Origin of the sequence: Bradyrhizobium sp. Ec3.3 (assembly GCF_000472925.1) — a bacterium.
In the GTDB taxonomy this organism is placed as follows: domain Bacteria; phylum Pseudomonadota; class Alphaproteobacteria; order Rhizobiales; family Xanthobacteraceae; genus Bradyrhizobium.
Genome location: NZ_AXAS01000002.1, coordinates 102939 through 122905 on the forward strand (window position 1 = coordinate 102939; position 19967 = coordinate 122905).

13 protein-coding genes are annotated in these 19967 nt (G+C 62.8%); 7 read left to right on the forward strand and 6 right to left on the reverse strand.

The genetic code is table 11. From position 1 onward, the window contains the following. Positions 1-7 precede the first annotated feature (7 nt). Positions 8-2515, reverse strand: coding sequence for an alpha/beta hydrolase (locus tag YUU_RS0103015; RefSeq protein ID WP_027521022.1), 2508 nt, complete (start codon positions 2513-2515; stop codon positions 8-10). Between the two features lie 132 nt (positions 2516-2647). On the opposite strand from YUU_RS0103015, the gene YUU_RS0103020 reads away from it, so the two are divergent. From YUU_RS0103020 to YUU_RS49950, 6 genes are all read left to right on the forward strand, one after another. Then, entirely contained in the window at positions 2648-3574 is a 927-nt protein-coding gene (locus YUU_RS0103020; protein ID WP_027521023.1) for an alpha/beta fold hydrolase, read from the forward strand. Continuing rightward, positions 3571-4185, forward strand: a complete 615-nt coding sequence (locus tag YUU_RS0103025; protein WP_027521024.1) for a hypothetical protein — start codon at positions 3571-3573, stop codon at positions 4183-4185. The genes YUU_RS0103020 and YUU_RS0103025 overlap by 4 nt, the downstream gene beginning before the upstream one ends. Before the next feature lie 77 nt (positions 4186-4262). Further along, positions 4263-4910 (forward strand): CoA transferase subunit A, encoded by a 648-nt coding sequence (locus tag YUU_RS0103030; RefSeq protein WP_027521025.1) that lies wholly within the window; start codon positions 4263-4265, stop codon positions 4908-4910. A 4-nt stretch (positions 4911-4914) separates the two neighbouring features. After that, on the forward strand, positions 4915-5565 hold the full coding sequence (locus YUU_RS0103035; RefSeq protein WP_027521026.1) for a 3-oxoacid CoA-transferase subunit B: 651 nt from the start codon (positions 4915-4917) through the stop codon (positions 5563-5565). Positions 5566-5577: 12 nt separating this feature from the next. Next, positions 5578-6036 carry a MaoC family dehydratase gene (locus YUU_RS0103040; RefSeq protein ID WP_027521027.1) on the forward strand — a complete coding sequence of 153 codons (459 nt, stop codon included), beginning with the start codon at positions 5578-5580 and terminating at the stop codon, positions 6034-6036. A gap of 339 nt (positions 6037-6375) precedes the next feature. After that, complete coding sequence (locus YUU_RS49950) at positions 6376-12777, forward strand: AAA family ATPase (protein ID WP_084801317.1); 6402 nt, start codon at positions 6376-6378, stop codon at positions 12775-12777. A gap of 106 nt (positions 12778-12883) precedes the next feature. Here the strand turns inward: YUU_RS49950 and fabI are convergent, their stop codons facing one another. Genes fabI through YUU_RS0103065 form a run of 4 tightly spaced genes read right to left on the reverse strand, consistent with a single transcriptional unit; the run spans position 12884 to position 18061 of the window. Next, complete coding sequence (gene fabI / locus YUU_RS0103050) at positions 12884-13672, reverse strand: enoyl-ACP reductase FabI (RefSeq protein ID WP_027521028.1); 789 nt, start codon at positions 13670-13672, stop codon at positions 12884-12886. Beyond that, entirely contained in the window at positions 13669-14883 is a 1215-nt protein-coding gene (locus YUU_RS0103055; protein WP_027521029.1) for an acetate/propionate family kinase, read from the reverse strand. Before YUU_RS0103055 ends, fabI begins: the two co-directional genes overlap by 4 nt. A 5-nt stretch (positions 14884-14888) precedes the next feature. After that, positions 14889-15851, reverse strand: a complete 963-nt coding sequence (locus tag YUU_RS0103060) for a phosphate acetyltransferase (protein ID WP_027521030.1) — start codon at positions 15849-15851, stop codon at positions 14889-14891. A gap of 29 nt (positions 15852-15880) precedes the next feature. Beyond that, a complete protein-coding gene (locus YUU_RS0103065; RefSeq protein ID WP_245287934.1) occupies positions 15881-18061 on the reverse strand; it encodes a DUF3141 domain-containing protein in 2181 nt (726 codons plus the stop codon). Positions 18062-18276: 215 nt separating this feature from the next. Here YUU_RS0103065 and YUU_RS0103070 point away from each other — a divergent pair, with 215 nt between their 5' ends. Next, positions 18277-18798, forward strand: coding sequence for a GNAT family N-acetyltransferase (locus tag YUU_RS0103070; RefSeq protein WP_027521032.1), 522 nt, complete (start codon positions 18277-18279; stop codon positions 18796-18798). A gap of 3 nt (positions 18799-18801) precedes the next feature. Here the strand turns inward: YUU_RS0103070 and YUU_RS49955 are convergent, their stop codons facing one another. Next, positions 18802-19890, reverse strand: coding sequence for an AI-2E family transporter (locus YUU_RS49955; RefSeq protein WP_035661070.1), 1089 nt, complete (start codon positions 19888-19890; stop codon positions 18802-18804). Positions 19891-19967: the final 77 nt, after the last annotated feature.

The following is a 19967-nucleotide window of genomic DNA, read 5'->3' on the forward strand; positions in this document are numbered from 1 at the left end:
AGCGGGCCTATTTGTTCAGGCCGGCCGTGGGCGCAGCACCTGCCGGCGTCGGCGCCACCGGCAAGGCCGATACCACGGCTCCCTTGATCATGCGGTCGATGCCCTGCGGCGACGAGGTGTCGACGCTGCCCTTGGTCACGAAGTCCACGACGTCCACCGAGAACTCGACCGGATTGTCCGTATGGATGAAATGCCCTGTTTCCGGATAGATCTTCAGGATCGGCCGGTTGCCGGCATTGGTCATGCGCGTCATGAACGGCGAGATGACGTCGCGCCCAAGATCGGTCAGCCCGTTGAACGCGGGCGTCGGGATGAAGGGCTCCTTGTCGCCGAACGCGAGGAAAATCGGCGCCTTGATCTGGGTGAGCCGCTCGTAGAGGTTCTTCGGGTCATCCTGCTGGAGCTCGGAGCCGATCGTGTAGATGTCATAGATGAAGACGTTGCACCATTGCTCGAGCTCCTTCGGATTGCCCTTGGTCAGCCCGACGCGCTGCTCGGTATGGAAGCGGGCATATTCGCTGTCGCTGAAGAAATAGCCGCTCTTGGCCGCAGACACCGCGCCAGTGTTCGGATCACGCTTCTTGAAGTAGAAGAAGTCGCGGATGCTCTGCTCATCGCGCGCCTTCTCCGCGGCCAGAATGCCGGTCTGGTCCCAGGTCGCCTTCCACTTGTCGAAGTCGTGATCGAAGGCTTCGTCGAACAGGCGAGCCTTCTTGTCCTTGGCGATGGTGATGTCGCGCGGATACTCCTCGAGGCCCGATGGCGCCTCCAGCGCAAGGCCCTGCACCGCATCCGGCCAGGTCAGGGCATAGCCCATCACGAACTGCCCGCCGAGCGAATGGCCGTGATAGTAGGCCTTCTTGACGCCGAGCTGGTTGACGACGAGGTCGTAGATCACCTCGCGCATGTCCTGCATGGTGCGTGCCGGGCTCTTGTCGAGATTGCCGGGCCCGGACATGCCGTAATGCGGCAGGTCGGGCACGATCACGCGCAGGCCGCTGCGCAAGGCATACTGCATGACGTTGCCGTAGTGCCCGCCGAACGCGCCCTTGCCATGGATGATGACGAGCACCTTCGGATCCTTGGCGGTGCCGGCATATTCATCCATGTAACCGATCTGCCAGGAGTTGCCGCTCTTGTCCTTGGCATTGGCGAATTTGACCGGATAGGGATAGGTCACGAAATCCTTCCAGAAGGATTTTTTGGGATCGATGTTCTCGGCGACGCCCGGCACGCTATAGTTCTTGTCGACGAACTGTTGCGCGCGGTCGAGGCTCGCGACGTCGTCCATGAAGGCGACGAACTTCGGATCGTTCTTGCGGTTGTTGATGAGCGGGAAGACGCCATAGTGGGCAACCGGGCTTTCCTCGGCGATGAGGTCTGCGCCTGGCACACGATCGACGGCCTGCTGGGCGAGCTTGAAGTTCAGCCAGAGGTCATTGGTGATGTGCATCACCAGCGTGCGGGCCTGGATGCGACCGAGATAGGCATTGATGTTGTGCGTTTCCCCGACCCGGTTGCGCCAGACCAGATCGACGGCGTCATAGAGTTTGGCACGGTTGGTGACGTTCAACCCCGCCTTCTCATTTGGCGGATCCCAATAAAAGATCTCGGGCTGGACAGCGGTGAAATTCTGGGTCGTGCGATAACCAAAGTCGTAGCCGGTCATTCCAAGGATGGACCAGCCGAACGCAACACCCGGCACGGGATGCTTTTCCTTGGGCAGCTTGTAGTAATCGCCGTTCGTGGCCTGCCACACGGGGTCGGACTCGATCGCGGCAGTCATCATCTGGAACGTCCAGTTGCCGACGGGATCGCCCGCGTCAGACTGCGTGGTGCCGCCGATCGGCATCAGCGCGTTTATGAACTCCGGATGCATCACGCCCCAGACATAGGTCTGCGTGCCGCCCATGGAGACGCCGGTCACCAGAGCCACGCGCGCGACCTTCAGATGATCGCGCAGCAGGCGGTAGTTCGCCTGCACCATGTCGAAGTAGCTGTATTGCGGAAACTTCACGCCCAACCCGTCGGACGGCTTGCTGTCGCCCCAGGTGCCGAGCGGATCGACCATGATGACGAAGTAGCGATCGGTATCGATCGGCCGGCCCGGCCCGATGATGGGCACGCCGCCTGACAAGGCAGCGCCCTTGACCCACTGCTCGAACATGTCGGTGGAGTCGCCGGAGTAGTAGGAGTTGATGACCACGGCGTTTGTGATCTCGTCATTGGCATTGCGCCGCGCCTTGCCGACAGCGATGTACGAGGCGCGCAGCTTGCCGGCGCCGAGCGATTCCAGCGTCACGCCGCCCTCGCCGCCATTCTCCCATTTCGACGGATCGGACAGATCGTACTTGCCGCCGAGGCGGAAGTTGGCGATCTCGTAGGTCTTCTTCAGCCCATCATGCTGCATCTGCGATGAGCGGCGGGTGAAGGGTTGCGCGACAGCGAGCGCCGTGCCGACCAGCAACACGATCAGGCTGACCAAGCAACGTTTGAGCATGTCTCTCCCGGTCATGGCGGATTCCTCCTGGCGGTGTTTTGCGAAAACGCTAGGGACGTCACCCGGGAGAGGTTTGATTTAGCTCAATGGAATTCCCGACCAGAGATTGAAGATCGCTGCGATCAGACACGGCAGCCGGTCGTCGCAATGCCCTTCCTCAATCACGGCTCATATCGGATACGCTATGAGCTCGAGGGGCCGCCGGATGCCCCGGCCTATGTTCTGGTTAACGGCCTCACGCAATATGCCGAGCTCTGGGCCGCCTATCGCGAAGCCCTGGTCGCCCAGCACTTCCGTGTGGCGACCTTCGATCTGCTTGGCCAGGGCGGCTCAGACAAGCCAGCCCTGTACATTAACCAGGACGACCAGGTTACCGCGCTTCATCGCCTGATCGGCGAGCTCGGCGATGGACCGATCTTCCTCACGGGCATCAGCTTCGGCGGTCTCATTGCACTCCGCTACGCGATCGAGCACGGCGAGCGGCTGTCCGGCCTTGTGCCGATGAGCTGCTTTGCGGAGCTCTCCCCGCAACTGCTCCTGATCGGCAACGCCTTGCGCACCGGCCTGATCCTGGGCGGCACCGGCTATCTCCAGGACCTGCTGCTGCCGATGAACCTGTCCGACCAATGGTTGAAGCCGCTCCTCGACAAGCTCGACAGCGTCAAGCGGCAGGGCTGGCTCGTCAACGACGTCTATGCGCTCCAGAACCTGATGGAGTCCTTTCTCGACTTTCAGCCGTTGACGCCGAAGCTCTCGTCGATCACGCTCCCGACCATGATCCTGAACGGCGAGTTCGACTTCCTGACGCCGCGTGCGCTGCACGAAACCCTGCGGGTCGAAATTCCCAACAGCTCGCTGGTGATCATCCCGAAGGCCTATCACGCCTTCACGCTCGAGAAGGGGGCGCTGACGGCCGACCTGCTCGCGCGCTTCGCCAAGGATGTACTCGCCGGACGCTGGCAAGGCAACAAGGCAGTCTGGGTCGCGCCGGAAGAGCCCGGCGACGAGCTCATGCCGTTCCCCGAGGGCTACGATCATCTGCGTGCGATCCCTGTACGGAGGGCGTCCACATGAGCGGATTTTTTGGACCGCTCGACACCGAGGGCCGCGTGCCGCCGCACCAGCAGACGCGTGTCGCCGCATTCCTCATCTCCGCCCACGGCGCGCTGGCGCGACAATCCGCATTCACCTTGCCCACAAAGCTCGAGTCCGCTTGGCAGACCGAGCTGAACACGCAGCTCTTCCGCGAGACCGAGATCGTCTCGCTTCTGATGCGCGCGACGAGTTGGGCACCTGACCCTGGCCTGGGCTATATGACCGTGGCATGGGAAAGCGCCTGGTTTCCGGCGCCGGTCTACGAGATTTCAGACTGGCCCCTGGCTGTGGCAGCCGGTCTTGCGACGCTCGCCCACGCCGTTCACGCGGCTATCCGGCCGGCAGCATTGTTGCCGGTCGAAGCAAATTCCGAGGATCCGTTCGCAATGGCGCTGCGCCGCATCGAGTTCGAAAGCGGCCGCCTGCTCCAGGCACAAATCCTGTCGCTGAAGGGTCCCGACCTCGTTCCATTTCGCGACGCCGTCAACTCCGCCCTTGAGCGGCGTCACACCGAGGTGCGCAAGCTGTGGCGCGAGATGCTGCAAAGCGTCGGCATCGCCGTCGGCAATTCAAATGATGGGGAGCATTGATGCAAATCAAAGGCTCGCAGTGACAGCCGGCAAACATCCGGTTGCTGCTGCCCTCACGTCGCATCGGAGTTACCGCCATGAAGGCCGTTTCAGTCGAAGAAGCTGTTGCGATGATCCCGGCAGGCGCGAGCGTCATGGTTGGCGGGTTCATGGCTGTCGGGACACCGGAGCGCCTGCTCGATGAAATCGTCCGGCAGCAGAAAAACGGCCTGACGCTGATCTCAAATGACGCAGCCACGCCCGGCAAGGGCGTCGGCAAGCTGTTCGATGCGGCGCTGGTCTCGCGGCTGATCGCGACCCATATCGGCCTCAATCCAAAGGCGCAGCAGCAGATGCTGGCGAATCAGATCGCCGTCGATCTCATTCCGCAAGGCACCTTCGTCGAACGCATTCGAGCGGGCGGATGTGGCCTCGGCGGCGTTCTGACCCCGACCGGCGTCGGCACACTGGTCGCCGAAGGCAAGCGACAGATCGAAGTCGACGGCAAGCCCTTCCTGCTCGAGACTGCGCTGCGGGCGCAGTTCGCGCTGGTGCATGCCTTTCTCGCCGACTATCTCGGCAACCTCGCCTACGCCCTGACGTCCCGCAACTTCAATCCCGTGATGGCGATGGCCGCCGACACCGTCATCGTCACGGCCGATAACATCGTGCCGGTCGGCGTCATCGCGCCGGATCACGTCGTGACGCCGGCGCCGCTCGTCGATTTCCTCATTACCAACGGGTGAGATCATGGATGCACAGACCATCATCGCCCGACGCGTCGCCAAGGAACTGAAGAGCGGCAACCTCGTCAATCTCGGCATCGGCATTCCGACGCTGGTCGCGAACTACGTTCCGTCCGATCTGAAGGTGTTCTTTCAATCGGAGAACGGCCTCATCGGCACCGGCCCGATCCCGGAACAAGGCATGGCCCATCCGACACTGACGGATGCCGGCGGGCGCCCGATCAGCGCCCTGCCCGGCGCCAGCACCTTCGACAGCGCGATGTCGTTCGGGCTGATCCGCGGCGGCCATGTCGACGTCACCGTGCTCGGCGGCCTCCAGGTCGACGCACACGGCCACCTCGCCAACTGGATGATCCCCGGCAAGATGGTGCCGGGCATGGGCGGGGCGATGGATCTCGTCAGCGGCGCCAAGCGCGTCATCGTCGCCATGCAGCACGCGGCCAAGGGCAAGTCGAAGATCGTCGCAAAGTGCACACTGCCGCTGACGTCGGCGCGGCCGGTGAGCCTGGTGGTCACCGACATGGCCGTGATCGGCTTTCCCGACGGCAAAGCGACGCTCCTGGAAACCGCGCCGGGTGTCAGTGTCGGCGAAGTGATGGCCGTAACGGATGCCGAACTCGCCGTTCCCGACAGCGTGCCGGAAATGAAGATCTGACGGGGCCAGGCCATGCGGATATTCAGCGACTTCAAGGAGATCAAATCCGCTGTCGGCACCGAGATCGGCGCCAGCGACTGGATCGAGATCACCCAGCAGCGCATCAACCAGTTCGCCGAGGCGACCTGCGACGAACAGTGGATCCATGTCGACCAGGAGCGCGCGAGCAAGGAAATGCCAGGCGGCAAGACCATCGCGCACGGGCTGTTGTCGCTGGCGCTCGCCCCGCTCTTCATCCGCTCCGTGATTGGCCTGAAGGGCCTGCGCAACACCCTCAACTATGGCGCAGACCGGATACGCTACCTGGCTCCAGTCCCTGCCGGCTCAAAGCTGCGCGGCCGCGTCACGGTCGCCGAAGCCGAGGACGTGCCGCCGGATGGCCTGCGCGTGAACTATCATCTCGTGATCGAGATCGAAGGCGGCAAGAAGCCGGCCTGCGTCGCCGAGCTGATCGCGCTGCACTACCGCTGAAAACAAAAACTGAAAAACAACCCCATGCAAAGTAGCCCGGGGTCGGCACGACATCATGCGGAATATCCGAAACGACTTGACACGTCGGGCAAATCACCGGCACGATGCCATGATCAGCCGCAACTGTCCTGACCGGGTGTCCTAGCTAGGCCGTGTGCCCCATAAATGGGTTGGTCCAGCGGCACGTCTGACGTCCGCTTGTCGGCTCCTGGCATTCTCGTTCTTCCTGCTGGCGCCGCCGTTCTACTTTGCGCGCGACACAACCTGCAGGGAGCTGACCGACTTCGTGGGCGAGAAAGGACATCGTCACGCCGGCTCGTGAGTGATAAACTCCGGCATATGAACCCATCATCCAAGTTCGGCGCTGGTGGGGACGGCGGCCTCCGGGTGTTGTGGCAGGACAGCGAACGCGTCGTCTGCCGGGAATGGACGCTGGGCGCCGATGGCCAGCGCAAGGCCGTGCTGGCCGTGCGGCCCGCCGCCGAGCACCCAACGCCCGCCAGCCTCGATCGCCTTGGCCACGAATTCGGATTGAAGGACGAGCTGGACGGTGCCTGGGCGGTGCGGCCGCTGGACCTCAGGCGCGATGGCCGGCGGACCATGCTGGTGCTCGAGGACCCCGGCGGCGAGCCGCTCGCCGCGCTGCTCGGCGCCCCCATGGAGGTGGGACGGTTCCTGCGCCTCGCCATCGGCATCTCTTCGGCCCTGGGTCAGCTCCACCAGCGTGGTCTTGCCCACAAGGACCTCAAGCCGGCCCACATCATGGTGAACGGCGCGGACGGCGAGGTGCGGCTCACCGGCTTCGGCCTCGCCTCGCGCCTGCCGCGCGAGCGACAGGCGCCCGATCCGCCCGAGTCGATTGCGGGGACGCTCGCCTACATGGCGCCCGAGCAGACCGGACGCATGAACCGCTCGATCGATTCCCGCAGCGACCTCTACGCGCTCGGTGTCACGTTGTACCAGATGCTCACGGGCTCACTGCCGTTCACCGCGTCCGATCCCATGGAATGGGTGCACTGCCATGTCGCCAGAAGGCCGGTTGCACCGAGCGAGCGGTTGGAGAATGTCCCGGCCACGCTCTCCCAGATCATTATGAAGCTGCTCGCCAAGGCCGCTGAGGAGCGTTACCAGACCGCCGCCGGCGTCGAGAGTGATCTTCGGCACTGTCTGGCCGAATGGAAGCGTCAGGGGCGCATCGACCCGTTTGCGCTCGGCGACCACGACGCGCCGGACCGGCTGTTGATCCCCGAGAAGCTGTACGGGAGAGGACGCGAGGTCGAGACGTTGCTCGCCGCCTTCGATCGCATCGTCAAGAGCGGCTCGCCGGAGCTGGTCCTGGTCTCGGGATATTCCGGCATCGGCAAATCCTCGGTCGTCCATGAGCTGCACAAGGTGCTCGTGCCGCGACACGGCCTGTTTGCGTCCGGCAAATTCGACCAGTACAGGCGTGACATCCCATATATGACGCTCGCTCAGGCTTTTCAGAGCCTCGTCCGGCCTCTTCTCGGCAAAAGCGACGCCGAGCTAAACGGTTGGCGCGACGCCCTGCAGGAGGCGCTGGGCCCGAACGGACGGCTCATGATCGACGTCGTCCCCGAGTTGAAGCTCATCATCGGAGAACAGCCACCCGTCCCTGAGCTTGCGGCACAGGACGCGCAACGGCGCTTCCAGCTGGTGTTTCGGCGACTTATCGGTGTCTTCGCACGGCCGGAACATCCCCTGGCACTCTTTCTCGACGACTTGCAATGGCTCGACGCGGCGACGCTCGATCTGCTCGAGGATCTGTTGACCCGGTCGGATCTGCAGCACCTCATGCTGATCGGTGCCTATCGCAACAACGAAGTCACTGCCGCCCATCCATTGATGCGGAAGCTCGACGCCATCAAGACGACTGGCGGAAAGGTGGCGGAGATCACGCTTGCACCGCTCGCTCGTGAGCACCTTGGGCAGCTCTTGGCGGACGCTCTGCGCTGCGAGCCGGAGAGCGCCGCGCCGCTCGCGCAACTGGTGCATGAGAAGACCGGTGGTAATCCGTTTTTTGCCGTTCAGTTCATTTCTTCGCTGGCCGAAGAGGGAATGCTCGCCTTCGATCATGATGCTGCGAGCTGGTCCTGGGATCTCGACCGCATTCAATCCAAACGATATACCGACAACGTCGTGGACCTTGTGGTCGGCAAGTTTGCCCGCCTGCCGATCGAAACGCAGAACGCATTGCGGCGCCTGGCCTGCCTCGGAAACATCGCCGAGATCAAGACCCTTTCCCTCGTCCACGGGACGTCGGAGGAGCACATCCACGCGGCCCTGCAGCCGGCCGTCCGCCAGGAATTTGTCGAGCGCCTGGCCGGCAGCTACCTGTTCGTCCACGATCGCGTTCAGGAAGCCGCATATTCGCTGATCCCGGAGGCGCTGCGCGGCGAAGCGCACCTTCGAATCGGGAGACTGCTCGCGGCGCACATCCCTCCCGAGAAACGCGAGGAAGCGATCTTCGACATTGTCAATCACCTCAACCGCGGCGCCACGCTGATCACGGCACCGGAGGAGCGCGAGCGGCTGGCCGAGCTCAACCTGATCGCGGGCAAGCGCTCCAAGGCCTCTACCGCCTATGCCTCGGCGCTCACCTATCTCGCCGCCGGCGCGGCACTGCTGCCGGAAGACCGGTGGGAGCGCCGGCATGAACTGACTTTCGAGCTGGAGCTGCACCGGGCCGAATGCGAGTTCGTGACGGGTGCTCTGACGGAAGCGGACGAGCGCCTGGCTGCGCTTGCTCCGCGCACCGCAACGACGGTCCAGCGAGCAACCGTGGCGTGTTTGCGCGTGGATCTGTATATGACCATCGATCAGAGCGACCGCGCCATAGCAGTCGGGCTGGACTACCTCCAGCACCTGGGCATCGACTGGTCCTCGCATCCGACAGAAGAGGAGGCACACCGCGAATACGAGCGCATCTGGTCGCAGCTCGGGAACCGCACGATCGAGGGCCTTGTCGAGTTGCCCTTGATGAGCGATCCGGAATCGCTCGCGACCGTCGACGTCCTGATAAGGATCGCACTGCCCGCCTTCTTTGCGTCATCCCATTTGGGAACCCTGGCAACCTGTAGAGCCGTCAACCTCAGTCTCGAGCACGGCCACAGCGACGCCTCGTGTCCCGCCTATGAGCTGCTTGCCATGTTGGCCGGGCCGTATTTCGGCAACTACGATGCCGGATTTCGATTTGGCCGCCTCGGCTGTGAGCTCGTCGAAAAACCGGAGCTGAAGCGCTTCCAGGGCAGGACGCTCGAGATTTTCGGGTTCGTCGTGCCCTGGACGAGACATGTCCGGACCGGCCGTGATTTCCTCCGTCGCGCGTTTGAAATCGCAAACCGTGTCGGCGATCTCACATATGCGGGATACAGCTGTGCCCAGCTGAACACCAATCTTCTCATGGCAGGCGATCCGCTCGTGGAAGCGCAAAGCGAAGCAGAAAGGGGGCTCGAATTTGCACAGAAATTCGGGTTTGGTCTTGTCGTTGGTTGGATTACCGGGCAGCTCGCCCTGATCCGGACGTTGCGTGGCCTGACGGCGAAATTCGGTGCCTTTGACGATGGGCAGTTCGATGAATGCGCGTTCGAGCGCCATCTGTCGAACCACCCGGCATTGAGGCTTCCCGAATGCGGGTACTGGATACGAAAGCTGCAGGCACGCTTTCTTTCCGGCGACTATACGGCTGCTGTCGATGCTTCGTCGAGGGCGCAACCGCTGCCTTGGCCATCGCTGACACACCCGGAAACGGCGGAGTATCACTTCTATGGCGCACTGTCGCGCGCCTCATCGTGGGACATCGCAGCGGCCGGCGAGCGGCAGCAGCATTTGGAGCCCCTGGCCGCGCACCACCGACAGCTCGAGATCTGGGCAGCGAATTGCCCGGAAAACTTCGAGAACCGCGCCGCGCTCGTAGGGGCCGAGATCGCGCGGATCGAAGGCCTGGAGCTCGAGGCCACGCGTCTATACGAGAAAGCGATCCACTCGGCGCGCGCAAACGGCTTTGTTCACAACGAGGCGCTTGCATACGAGCTTGCCGCGCGCTTCTACGCGGCGCGCGGGTTCGAAGAGTTCGCGCGCGTGTATCTAACAAGCGCGCGCGATGGCTATCTCCGTTGGGGTGCCCTTGGCAAGGTGCAACAGCTCGATGAGATGTATCCGCACCTTCGTAAGGAAGTAACGGCGCCCGCTGCGACGGGTACGATCGGCACCCCAGTCGAACATCTCGACCTCGCGACCGTGATCAAGGTGTCTCAGTCCGTCTCGGGCGAGATCGTACTGGATAAGCTGATCGACACACTCATACGCACCGCGATCACTCAGGCGGGCGCCGAGCGCGGCCTGTTGATTCTTTCGCAAGGGCTTGAGCAACGGACCGCGGCAGAAGCCACGACCAGCGGCGACGCGGTCATCGTGCAACTGCGCGAGGAGACCGTAACTGCAGCCATGTTGCCGGAGTCGGTTCTGCATTGCGCCTTGCGCACGCAAGAGAGTGTGATCCTCGATGATGCCGCGACCCAGAATCCATTCTCCGCGGATCCGTACATCCATCAGCACCGTGCTCGTTCGATCCTCTGCCTACCTTTACTCAACCGGGCCAAGCTCATCGGGGTGCTCTATCTGGAGAACAACCTGACTCCTCGCGCCTTCGCGCCGGCCCGCATCTCGGTGCTGAAGTTGCTGGCCTCGCAGGCGGCGATCGCGCTGGAGAATAACCGTTTGTACCGTGATCTCGCTGAGCGCGAAGCGAAGATCCGGCGCCTGGTCGATGCCAATATCATCGGGATCTTCATCTGGGATTTCGACGGTCGGATCATCGAAGCCAATGACGCATTTCTCCGCATGGTAGACTACGACCGAGAGGATCTCCTCTCGGGCCGCGTACGCTGGACGGAGCTGACGCCGCCGGAATGGCTCGACCGCGACGAACAACGCTGGGTACCCGAGTTGAAGAGGACCGGAAGCTTGCAGCCGTTCGAGAAGGAGTATTTTCGGAAAGACCGCGGCCGCGTTCCTGTACTGATCGGCGTGGCGACCTTAGAAAGCGGGAACCAAGGCGTCGCTTTCGTGCTCAATTTGACCGAGCGCAAGCGCGCAGAGGAACGCCTTCGCGTGCAGCACATGGTCGCGCAGATCTTGGCGGAAGCGGTCACGATCGAAGAGGCCACTCCGAGAATATTGCGGGCCATGGGCGACTGTCTGGGATGGGACGTGGGCGCGCTCTGGTGCGTGGACCGAGAGGCCGGGGTGCTGCGCTGTGTCGAGCTTTGGCATCAAGCGTCGATAGAAGTCTCGGAATTTGAAAGAGTCGCTTGGGAGTTCACCTTCGTTCCAGGGTTGGGACTACCGGGCCGGATATGGTCCAGCCTCAAGCCCGAATACGTTCCCGATGTCGTTCCTGATCAAAACTTTCCGCGCGGACTGATCGCCCAACGCGAAGGACTGCACGCGGCCGTTGGCTTTCCTGTCCTGCTCGGGGGGGAACTCTTTGGCGTGATCGAGTTCTTCAGCCGCGAGATCAGGCAGCCCGATCAGGAGCTGCTCAATATGCTGGCGACCGTCGGCAGCCAGATCGGTCAGTTCATCGAGCGCAAGCGCGCCGAGACGGAATTGCGCGATTCGGAGCAGAATTACCGCACGTTGTTCGACTCGATCGACGAGGGTTTTTGCACGATTGAGGTCTTGTTCGACCAGAACGAAAAGCCGGTCGATTATCGGTTTTTGCAAACCAGCCCGTCGTTTGAACGGCACACGGGAATCAAGAATGCAGCCGGCAGACGGATGCGCGAAATCGCGCCACAGCACGAAGAACATTGGTTCGAGATTTACGGCAGGATCGCCCTGACGGGCGAGCCGGTGCGCTTTGAAAATGAAGCCAAACAACTCGGACGCTGGTATGACGTTTACGCCTTCCGGGTCGAAGACCCCAGGCGCAGACGCGTTGGAATCCTTTTCAAGGATATTACCGAACGCAAGCAGGCGGAAGCCGAAGCACGAGACAGCGAGCGCCGCTATCGCGAGGTGCAGGCGGAGCTGGCCCACGCTAGCCGCGTCGCGACGATGGGGCAGCTTATGGCCTCGATTGCCCATGAAATCAGACAACCGATTGCTGCGACTGTCACCAACGCACAGGCCGGGATGAACTGGCTCGCTGCTCAACCGCCGAATCTGGAGGAGGTCCGAAAGACGCTTGGTTGGATCGTCAGCGACGGCATGCGAGCCGACGACGTCATCAGCCGGATCCGGGCCCTTATGAAGAAGACGCCGCCGCGAAAGGAGGTCCTGGACATCAACGAGGCGGTGCTTGAGGTCATAGCCCTGACTCGTGCCGAAGTCGTGAAGAACGGTGTCTCGGTGCGGACGGAACTCGCGAAAGGATTGCCGCTCATTCAAGCAGATCGGGTCCAATTGCAACAAGTGGTCATCAACTTGATCGTCAACGCCGTCGAAGCAATGAGCGGCGTCGGCGAAGGGGCGCGGGAGTTGCTGATCAGCACCGGCAGAGATGGGTTGAATGGCGTGCTCGTCAGCCTGCGGGATTCGGGTCCGGGACTGGATCCGGCGAACATTGAGCACATCTTCAACGCATTCTACACGACCAAGTCCGGTGGCATGGGCATGGGATTATCAATTTGCCGTTCAATCGTCGAAGCGCATGGGGGACGGATATGGGTGGGCGCGAATGAGCCTTGTGGCGCAGTCTTTCAATTCACCCTGCTCTAATTAGCTGGACGAGACCGTTTCCGCTGAATGCGGCGGCCAATGCTGGCGGCATGAGAGAGCCGATGCGGGGCGGTTGCCTCCTGCGGTCTGGTACCGCCGCCTCTCCTCAATCGATGATGTGATAGCCGCCGTCGATGTAGAGAACGCTGCCGGTCATCAGCTTGGCGCCGTCGAGCGCCAGGAACGCCGTGGCATGGCCGACGTCGTCGATGCTGACGAGGCTCCGTGCCGGCGCTTTCGACTGCGCCTTGTCCATGAGCTCGTCAAACTCCGGAATGCCTGATGCCGCGCGCGTCGCCAGCGGTCCCGGCGAGATCGCGTGGACGCGGATGCCCTTCGGCCCGAGCTCCGCTGCGGCATAGCGAACGGCCGATTCCAGCGCCGCTTTCGCTACGCCCATGATGTTGTAGTTCTCCACGACCATCTGACTGCCGTAATACGTCATGGTGAACATGGTACCGCCATTCTTCATCAGCGGCTCCGCCAGATGAGCCATGCGCAGGAAGGACCAGCAGGAAACCTCCATGGTCTTGAGAAAGCCCTCGCGGCCGACGTCGACGACGCGTCCGTGCAGCGCTTCCTTCGGCGAGAAGGCGATGGAATGCAGCAGGAAATCGAGCTGGCCCCATTCCTTCTGAATGCGCTCGAACACCTGCTCGATCTGGCCTTCGACCATCACGTCCATCGGCATGAAGATAGGCGCCTCGAGCGCCTGCGCCAACGGCTCGACATGCTTCTTGGCGCGATCGTTCAGGTAGGTCACGGCGAGCTCGGCGCCGAGCGCGCGAAACGCCCGTGCGCAGCCCCAGGCGATCGACTGATCGTTGGCGATGCCGACGACGAGACCCTTCTTCCCCTTCAGCGCAACCTTCGTCTCCGGATACACGGGAATCATGACACCCTCATAGATCTGGCGTTTTGCGATTTTCCGTTCATCAACAGCGCCAACGTGTGCTGCGCGATCATCAACTCCTCGTCCGTCGGCACGACGTAGACGGGAATGAGGCTGTTCGGTCGCGAAACCAGCCGCGAGTGACGCGCGTTCTCGGCAGCATCGAGCGCGACGCCCAGCCAGCCGAGTTGCTCCGCAACGCGAGCTCGAATGCTGGCGGAGTTCTCACCGATGCCGGCGGTGAAGACGAAGGCGTCGAGGCCCTGCAAGGCCGCCGCGAGCATCCCGGTGGCGAGGCCGATCCGATAGACGAAGTAGTCGATCGCGAGCTTTGCGCGCGGGTCCGCGCTCGCTTCCAGCTCGCGCATATCGTTGCTGACGCCGGACAGGCCCTTCAATCCGCAATCGCGGTAGAGGAAGTCCTGCACTTTCGCGGGTGACATGCCCTTCTCGGAGATCAGATAGAGCACCACGCCGGGATCGAGCTGACCGGGACGCGTGCCCATCGGCAGACCGTCCAGCGCCGTAAAACCCATGGTGCTCTCGACGCTCTGCCCGCCCTTCATCGCGCACATCGAAGCGCCGCTGCCGAGATGCGCAACGATCACCCGCCGCCTGGCGATGTCGGGCGCGATCTGCGGCAAGGTCTTCGAGATGTATTCGTAGGACAGGCCATGAAAGCCATAGCGCCGCACGCCTTCGGCATGCAGTTGATGCGGGATCGCGTAATGATCGGCAAGCGGCCCATGGCTGCGGTGAAACGCGGTGTCGAAGCAGGCGACCTGCGGAAGCGAAGGAACGTTGGCAAGGATCGAGCGGATTGGCGCGAGATTATGCGGCTGATGCAGCGGCGCCAGCGGGATAAAGCGTTCCAGATGCGCCACCACTCCGTGGTCGATGAGGACGGGTCGCTCGTATTCCGGCCCGCCATGGACGACGCGATGTCCAACAGCCAACGGTTGAATGCGAGCCTCGTTTCTTAGCCACTCGCCCGCGACCTCCATCGCGGCCGGAACGTCCGGGATCGCCTCGATCGGATAGGCGCGATCGGCCAGGGGATCGCCACCCGCTCCGCTCGCCCGCAGGCGCGGCCGGCTCCCGATACCGTCCATCTGCCCCTTGATCTGCCGGCGAAGCGTGCCCTCGCCCTCGACCGAGAAGACCTGGAACTTGACGCTCGAGGAGCCCGCATTGATGACGAGGATCGTATCCATGGCAGTCACGCGGCAACTGTCGGCGCCTTCTGGCGCCGTGCATGGGCGTACAGCGCGGCCACGGCGCATGACGCCATCCGCGCCCGCGGGCTGTCCGCCCGCGACGTCAGGACAACAGGCACCCGGGCGCCGAGCACGATGCCGGCGCTATCCGCCTTGGCGAAGTAGGCGAGATTCTTCGCCAGCATGTTGCCGGCCTCGAGATCAGGCACGACCAGAATCTGTGCCCGGCCCGCCACCTCTGACTTGATGCCCTTGATCCTCGCGGCGTCGACATCGATGGCGTTGTCGAAGGCCAGCGGACCGTCGAGCAGGCCGCCGGTAATCTGGCCGCGATCGGCCATCTTGCAGAGCGCGGCAGCCTCGATCGTGGACGGAATCTTCGACGTGACAGTCTCGACTGCCGACAGGATCGCCACCCGCGGCGTCTTGCCGAAGCCGGCAAGGTTGTAGAGGTCAATCGCGTTCTGGATGATGTCGCGCTTGGCATCGAGATCGGGAAAGATGTTGATGGCCGCGTCGGTGACGAAAATGGTCTCGGCATAGGCCGGCACGTCCATGACGAAGACGTGGCTGATGCGCCGGTCGGTGCGCAGGCCGCCGACCTTCGCGGTCACCGCGCGCATCAGTTCGTCGGTGTGCAGGCTGCCCTTCATCAGCAACTCGCCGCGGGCCTCGTGAATCAACTCGACGCCCTTGGCTGCTGCCGCGTCGCTGTGCGGCGCGTCCACGATCTCATACCCGGCGATGTCGAGACCAAACCTGCTCGCTGTCTCCCTGATCTTCCGCTCCGGACCGACGAGCACGGGCCGGATGATCCCGGCGCTCGCGCTGTCGACGGCGCCACGCAGCGATGTCTCGTCGCAGGGGTGGACCACGATGGTTGGCGTGGATGGCACGGCCTTGGCGGCCGCGATCAGACGGTCGTATTTGTTGCCCGCTCGCGTTTGCGTCGTGTCGGCCGACATGGTGCTGCTCCCAATTCTGCCAATCTGCGCTACGACGCTTTTGCTCTGGGATCGAAAGGGGCGACGTTCGAGTCGCCTTCCTCACCGACACCGAAGAGCCCGGCAACCTGCTTCAAGCGCCTTGCCCGCTCGCCGGTGATGTCCTCGCTCGCGGACAGCACTTCGCGCATGGCCGCGAAGGCTCCGCGCCGCTGATTGACGTCGTCGGGCAACATCTTCGGGATCGCAGCCAGGGCTCCGTCCCGATCGAGCAGCAACATGAAGAATTGCTCGCGAACCAGCATCTTGAACTCAGCCAGCGTCAACCGGGTTCCGGTATGGTCGCGCCGCACCTGGCGCAACGCCTCGATGCTTCGCTCATCAACCATGCCTCGCGCCGATCCGACATAGAGCAGCGCACGAATGGCCGCCTCGCGAAGGCCGCCTTGGCCGATCTTCGACTTCAGCTCGGCGATCCGCTTCTGAAGCATCGCCCGGTGTTCGCCCGTCATCTCCCGCCGGCCGGATGGCGCGGCGTTCGGGTCGACTCCGACCGCCGTCTGCAAGGCCGGCGAACCATAGACATTGAGGAAGATGGCTTCGCTCAGCGCCTCCTGCGAATCCCGCCAGCTATCCAGCGCGTGAACGATCTGCTTGGACATCTGTTCCTGGAACGCCAGGAACGGATTGTCCTTCGAGGCCGGCTTACGCTTGTCCTCGACCGCGTCGGCCGCCGATTTCACTACCGACATCCAGGGATTCTGGCTGCTGAAGGCCTCATATTGCAGCCGCAGCGGATGCATGTTGCGCGCCAACTCCGCCATCTGCGGGGTCACCATGCCCTTGATCCAGGGCTGTACGTATTTCTGATAGGCCGCGAGGTTGAGCTCCGAGACGCGCTTGGCGGCGGCAAACCGCCGCTCGTCCTCGGGCGAATTGCCGCCCATGGCGCGGATATCGTCGAGCGTCCGCGCCTCACAGCGCATGATCCACTGGCCGGTCGCGAGATCGGCATTGACGGTATCGGAGCCCCTCGCCTCGAACGTGGCCTCATAGAGCCCCGGCGGCAGCACGTCGATCAGATCGATATTGCTCGAGAATTCCGCGTGCTCCTTCTTGGCGACACCGCCGGACACGAAGATGCCGAGATGGCCGACACTTTCATGCACGGTATAGACGATCGTCTGCCCATAGGCCCTGATCTCATCGACGTCGGCATAGCATTCGAGGATCCAGTGCAATGCCTGCTGTGGCGGCGTGATGTTGTCGCCCTTGGAGCAGAACACCACGATCGGCGAGCGGATATTGCGCAGATCCACCTTCTTGCCGTCGGACATCTCGATCTTGCCGGCCGCGAGATTGTTGCCGACGAACAGCTCGTCGACGATGAACTGGATCTCCTCGGCATTGAGGTTGACGTGCCCGCCCCACCAGCGCTCGAATTCGAGGTAACGATCGGCCTCGGTGTCCACCTTGGAATAGACGTTATATTGCTTGGTCCAGAGCGTGTTCGACGGATTCTGGTTCTCGAAGTTTTGAACCAGCCAGGCGCCATCGAATTTGCCACCGCCGAGATCACTCGCGAGCGCCGTGAGCCAGCTTCCGCCGAGCAGCCCGCCGGAATAGCGCATGGGATATTTGCCATGCACGCCTGCCCAATAGGCGAGCGGCGCACCGGCGATGACGAGCGGCCCGAACAGTTCCGGCCGCTGCGAGGCCAGGATCATGACCGCCCATCCGGCCTGGCAATTGCCGATCACGCACGGCTTGCCGTCCGCCTCGGGATGGCGACTGATCACCTTCTCGATGAACAGCGCTTCGACGCGCGCGATGCGTTCGATTGTCTGTCCCGGCATCGGTTCCGGGAGGAAGCCGATGAAATAGCAGGGATGTCCCGCCTTCATGGCAACGCCGATCTCGCTGTCGGCCTTGAAACCGCCAATGCCCGGCCCATGGCCCGCGCGGGGATCGACCACGATGAATGGCCGCCGCTTCATATCGATGTCGACGCCCTTGGGCGGAATGATGCGAACGAGCGCATAGTTGACCGGCTCGTCCAGCTTGCGGCCGTCCATGATCAATTCGGCGGCATATTGCAGAACATGCGGCGCGGTCTGCGAGACATGTTCCCGGTACTGGTCACCGCGCTGTCGCATGATGTCCAGGAACAGGACGCTGCGCTGGCCCGCATCCACTAGATATTCGACCGCCGACGCAACCAGTCCAGACATGGGGCCGCCGGGGAGTTGTGGTTTGTCCAGTTGTGGTGTGTCCAGCTGCTGTGCTTTGTCCATGGGCATGTTCCGACCTCGCTGTCGCGCGGCGTCATTCAAGTTGCGCGGCCCGCGGCCGACGTTGATCTAGGTCAACGTCGGAGGGCCTTTAAAGCGATGTCGAAATATGGCGCTCGGCAGCGATCACGGCCGCGGCGGTATTGGGACCCAAAATGGCAGAGGCAGCGAACTATTCAGCCGAGGAGTTTCTGAAGGACGGGAGCCCAGTCGAGATCAGGGCGCTGCGTCCCGCGGACGAGGCGGAGATGCTGGCCGCGATCGAGCGGACGAGCCCGCAATCTCTGCAACGTCGCTTCTTTGCCATGAAGCGCCACTTCTCGGACAAGGAACGGGTCTTCTTCATGCAGGTCGATTTCAAGAATCACGTCGCGCTTGCAGCACTCGTCCGAGAGGGCGACGAACAGATGATTGTCGGAGGCGGCCGATTCATCGTGTTCGAGCCAGGGGGCGCAGAAATGGCCTTCGTCGTGATCGATGCTTTCCAGGGACGCGGACTCGGCTCGCTCCTGATGCGGCACCTGATCCAGATTGCGCGCGACAGCGGATTGCAGCAGTTGACGGCGGAAGTCCTTCCCGAGAACACGGGCATGTTGAAAGTGTTCGAAAGGTCCGGCTTCAAGCATGCCGCTCGCCGTGACCCGCAGACGGTCCATCTGGTCCTCGAGTTCGGCTAAACCTCAGCCGCTCGTCGCTTTTTCCACTGGCGTGCCGCTGTCGATGCGTATCCACGCCGCGGCGAGTTCCCAGGCCACCGACAGGATGATCGGCCCGATGAAAAGGCCGATGATCCCGTGCGCGAGCGTTCCTCCGATCACGCCGATGAGGATGACGAGCGTCGGCGTGGTCAGGCCACGTCCCATCACGAGCGGCTTCAGGATGTTGTCGAGGAAACCGACAAGGACGAGGAACACCGTCAATAGCAACGCCGTCGTCACGTCCTTGTCCATCCAGATCCAGATGACCACGGGCAAGAGGACGATGAGGGGACCGATCTGCACGATCGACAGCAGAAGGACGACGAAAGCCAGCAGGCCTGCGCTTGGAATATCGGCCAGCTTGAAACCGATACCGGCCAGCAAGGCCTGAATGATCGCGACGCCGATCACGCCCTGCGCCACCGCACGGATGGTCGCACCCGCGAGCTCCAGAAAATGCTCGCTCTGCTCCGGCACGATCCGGAACAGGAAACCTCGCGTCACCGCCACGAGTTGCGGCCCGAAAGGAAGGAGAATGCCGGAGACGAGGACGGAGACCAGGAACTGGAGCGTGCCGAGACCGGCGTCGCCTGCAAAGGACAGCAGCGGTCCCGCGAGCGACTTCAGATAGGGCGCGACCTCGCGCAACACCGCCCGCACGTTGGTGTAGGCCAGATCCCAGAATTGATAGAGCTGCGGGCCGATTAATGGCCACGTCTTGACCCGCTCCGGCGCCGGCTGAAGCGCGAGTTCACCGCTGCCGAGCTGGCTTGCCAGATCCTTCACGCCCTCCACCGCGCTCACGCCGAGCCAGGCCGCCGGGCCGACAACGATGCCGAGCGCGATGAGCGTCAGAATCGCTGCCGCAGTCCGGGGACGTCCGCCGAGCAGTTTCGCAAGCCAGCTGAAGGCGGGATAGAACGCGACTGCAAGCACCGCGCTCCATGTTAAAATCGACACGAAGGGACGGATGATGACGAACGTCCACATGATCAGCAAAGCCAGCAGGCCAAGCCGGATCAAGAGCTGGATGATATCTTCTGCGGACAAGAGCTGACGGAGCGTCTTCACGGCGGACTCTCATCTCAAGGCAGCCTTCGCAAAAATATCGATCGGCCTCGCCCGGTCCTGTTGACCCAGATCAATGA

Coding starts and splice junctions, on each gene's coding strand:
- YUU_RS0103015 (WP_027521022.1), bottom strand. CDS start 2,515: ATGACCGGGAGAGACATGCTCAAACGTTGCTTGGTCAGCCTGATCGTG.
- YUU_RS0103020 (WP_027521023.1), top strand. CDS start 2,648: ATGCCCTTCCTCAATCACGGCTCATATCGGATACGCTATGAGCTCGAG.
- YUU_RS0103025 (WP_027521024.1), top strand. CDS start 3,571: ATGAGCGGATTTTTTGGACCGCTCGACACCGAGGGCCGCGTGCCGCCG.
- YUU_RS0103030 (WP_027521025.1), top strand. CDS start 4,263: ATGAAGGCCGTTTCAGTCGAAGAAGCTGTTGCGATGATCCCGGCAGGC.
- YUU_RS0103035 (WP_027521026.1), top strand. CDS start 4,915: ATGGATGCACAGACCATCATCGCCCGACGCGTCGCCAAGGAACTGAAG.
- YUU_RS0103040 (WP_027521027.1), top strand. CDS start 5,578: ATGCGGATATTCAGCGACTTCAAGGAGATCAAATCCGCTGTCGGCACC.
- YUU_RS49950 (WP_084801317.1), top strand. CDS start 6,376: ATGAACCCATCATCCAAGTTCGGCGCTGGTGGGGACGGCGGCCTCCGG.
- fabI (WP_027521028.1), bottom strand. CDS start 13,672: ATGATTCCCGTGTATCCGGAGACGAAGGTTGCGCTGAAGGGGAAGAAG.
- YUU_RS0103055 (WP_027521029.1), bottom strand. CDS start 14,883: ATGGATACGATCCTCGTCATCAATGCGGGCTCCTCGAGCGTCAAGTTC.
- YUU_RS0103060 (WP_027521030.1), bottom strand. CDS start 15,851: ATGTCGGCCGACACGACGCAAACGCGAGCGGGCAACAAATACGACCGT.
- YUU_RS0103065 (WP_245287934.1), bottom strand. CDS start 18,061: ATGTCTGGACTGGTTGCGTCGGCGGTCGAATATCTAGTGGATGCGGGC.
- YUU_RS0103070 (WP_027521032.1), top strand. CDS start 18,277: ATGGCAGAGGCAGCGAACTATTCAGCCGAGGAGTTTCTGAAGGACGGG.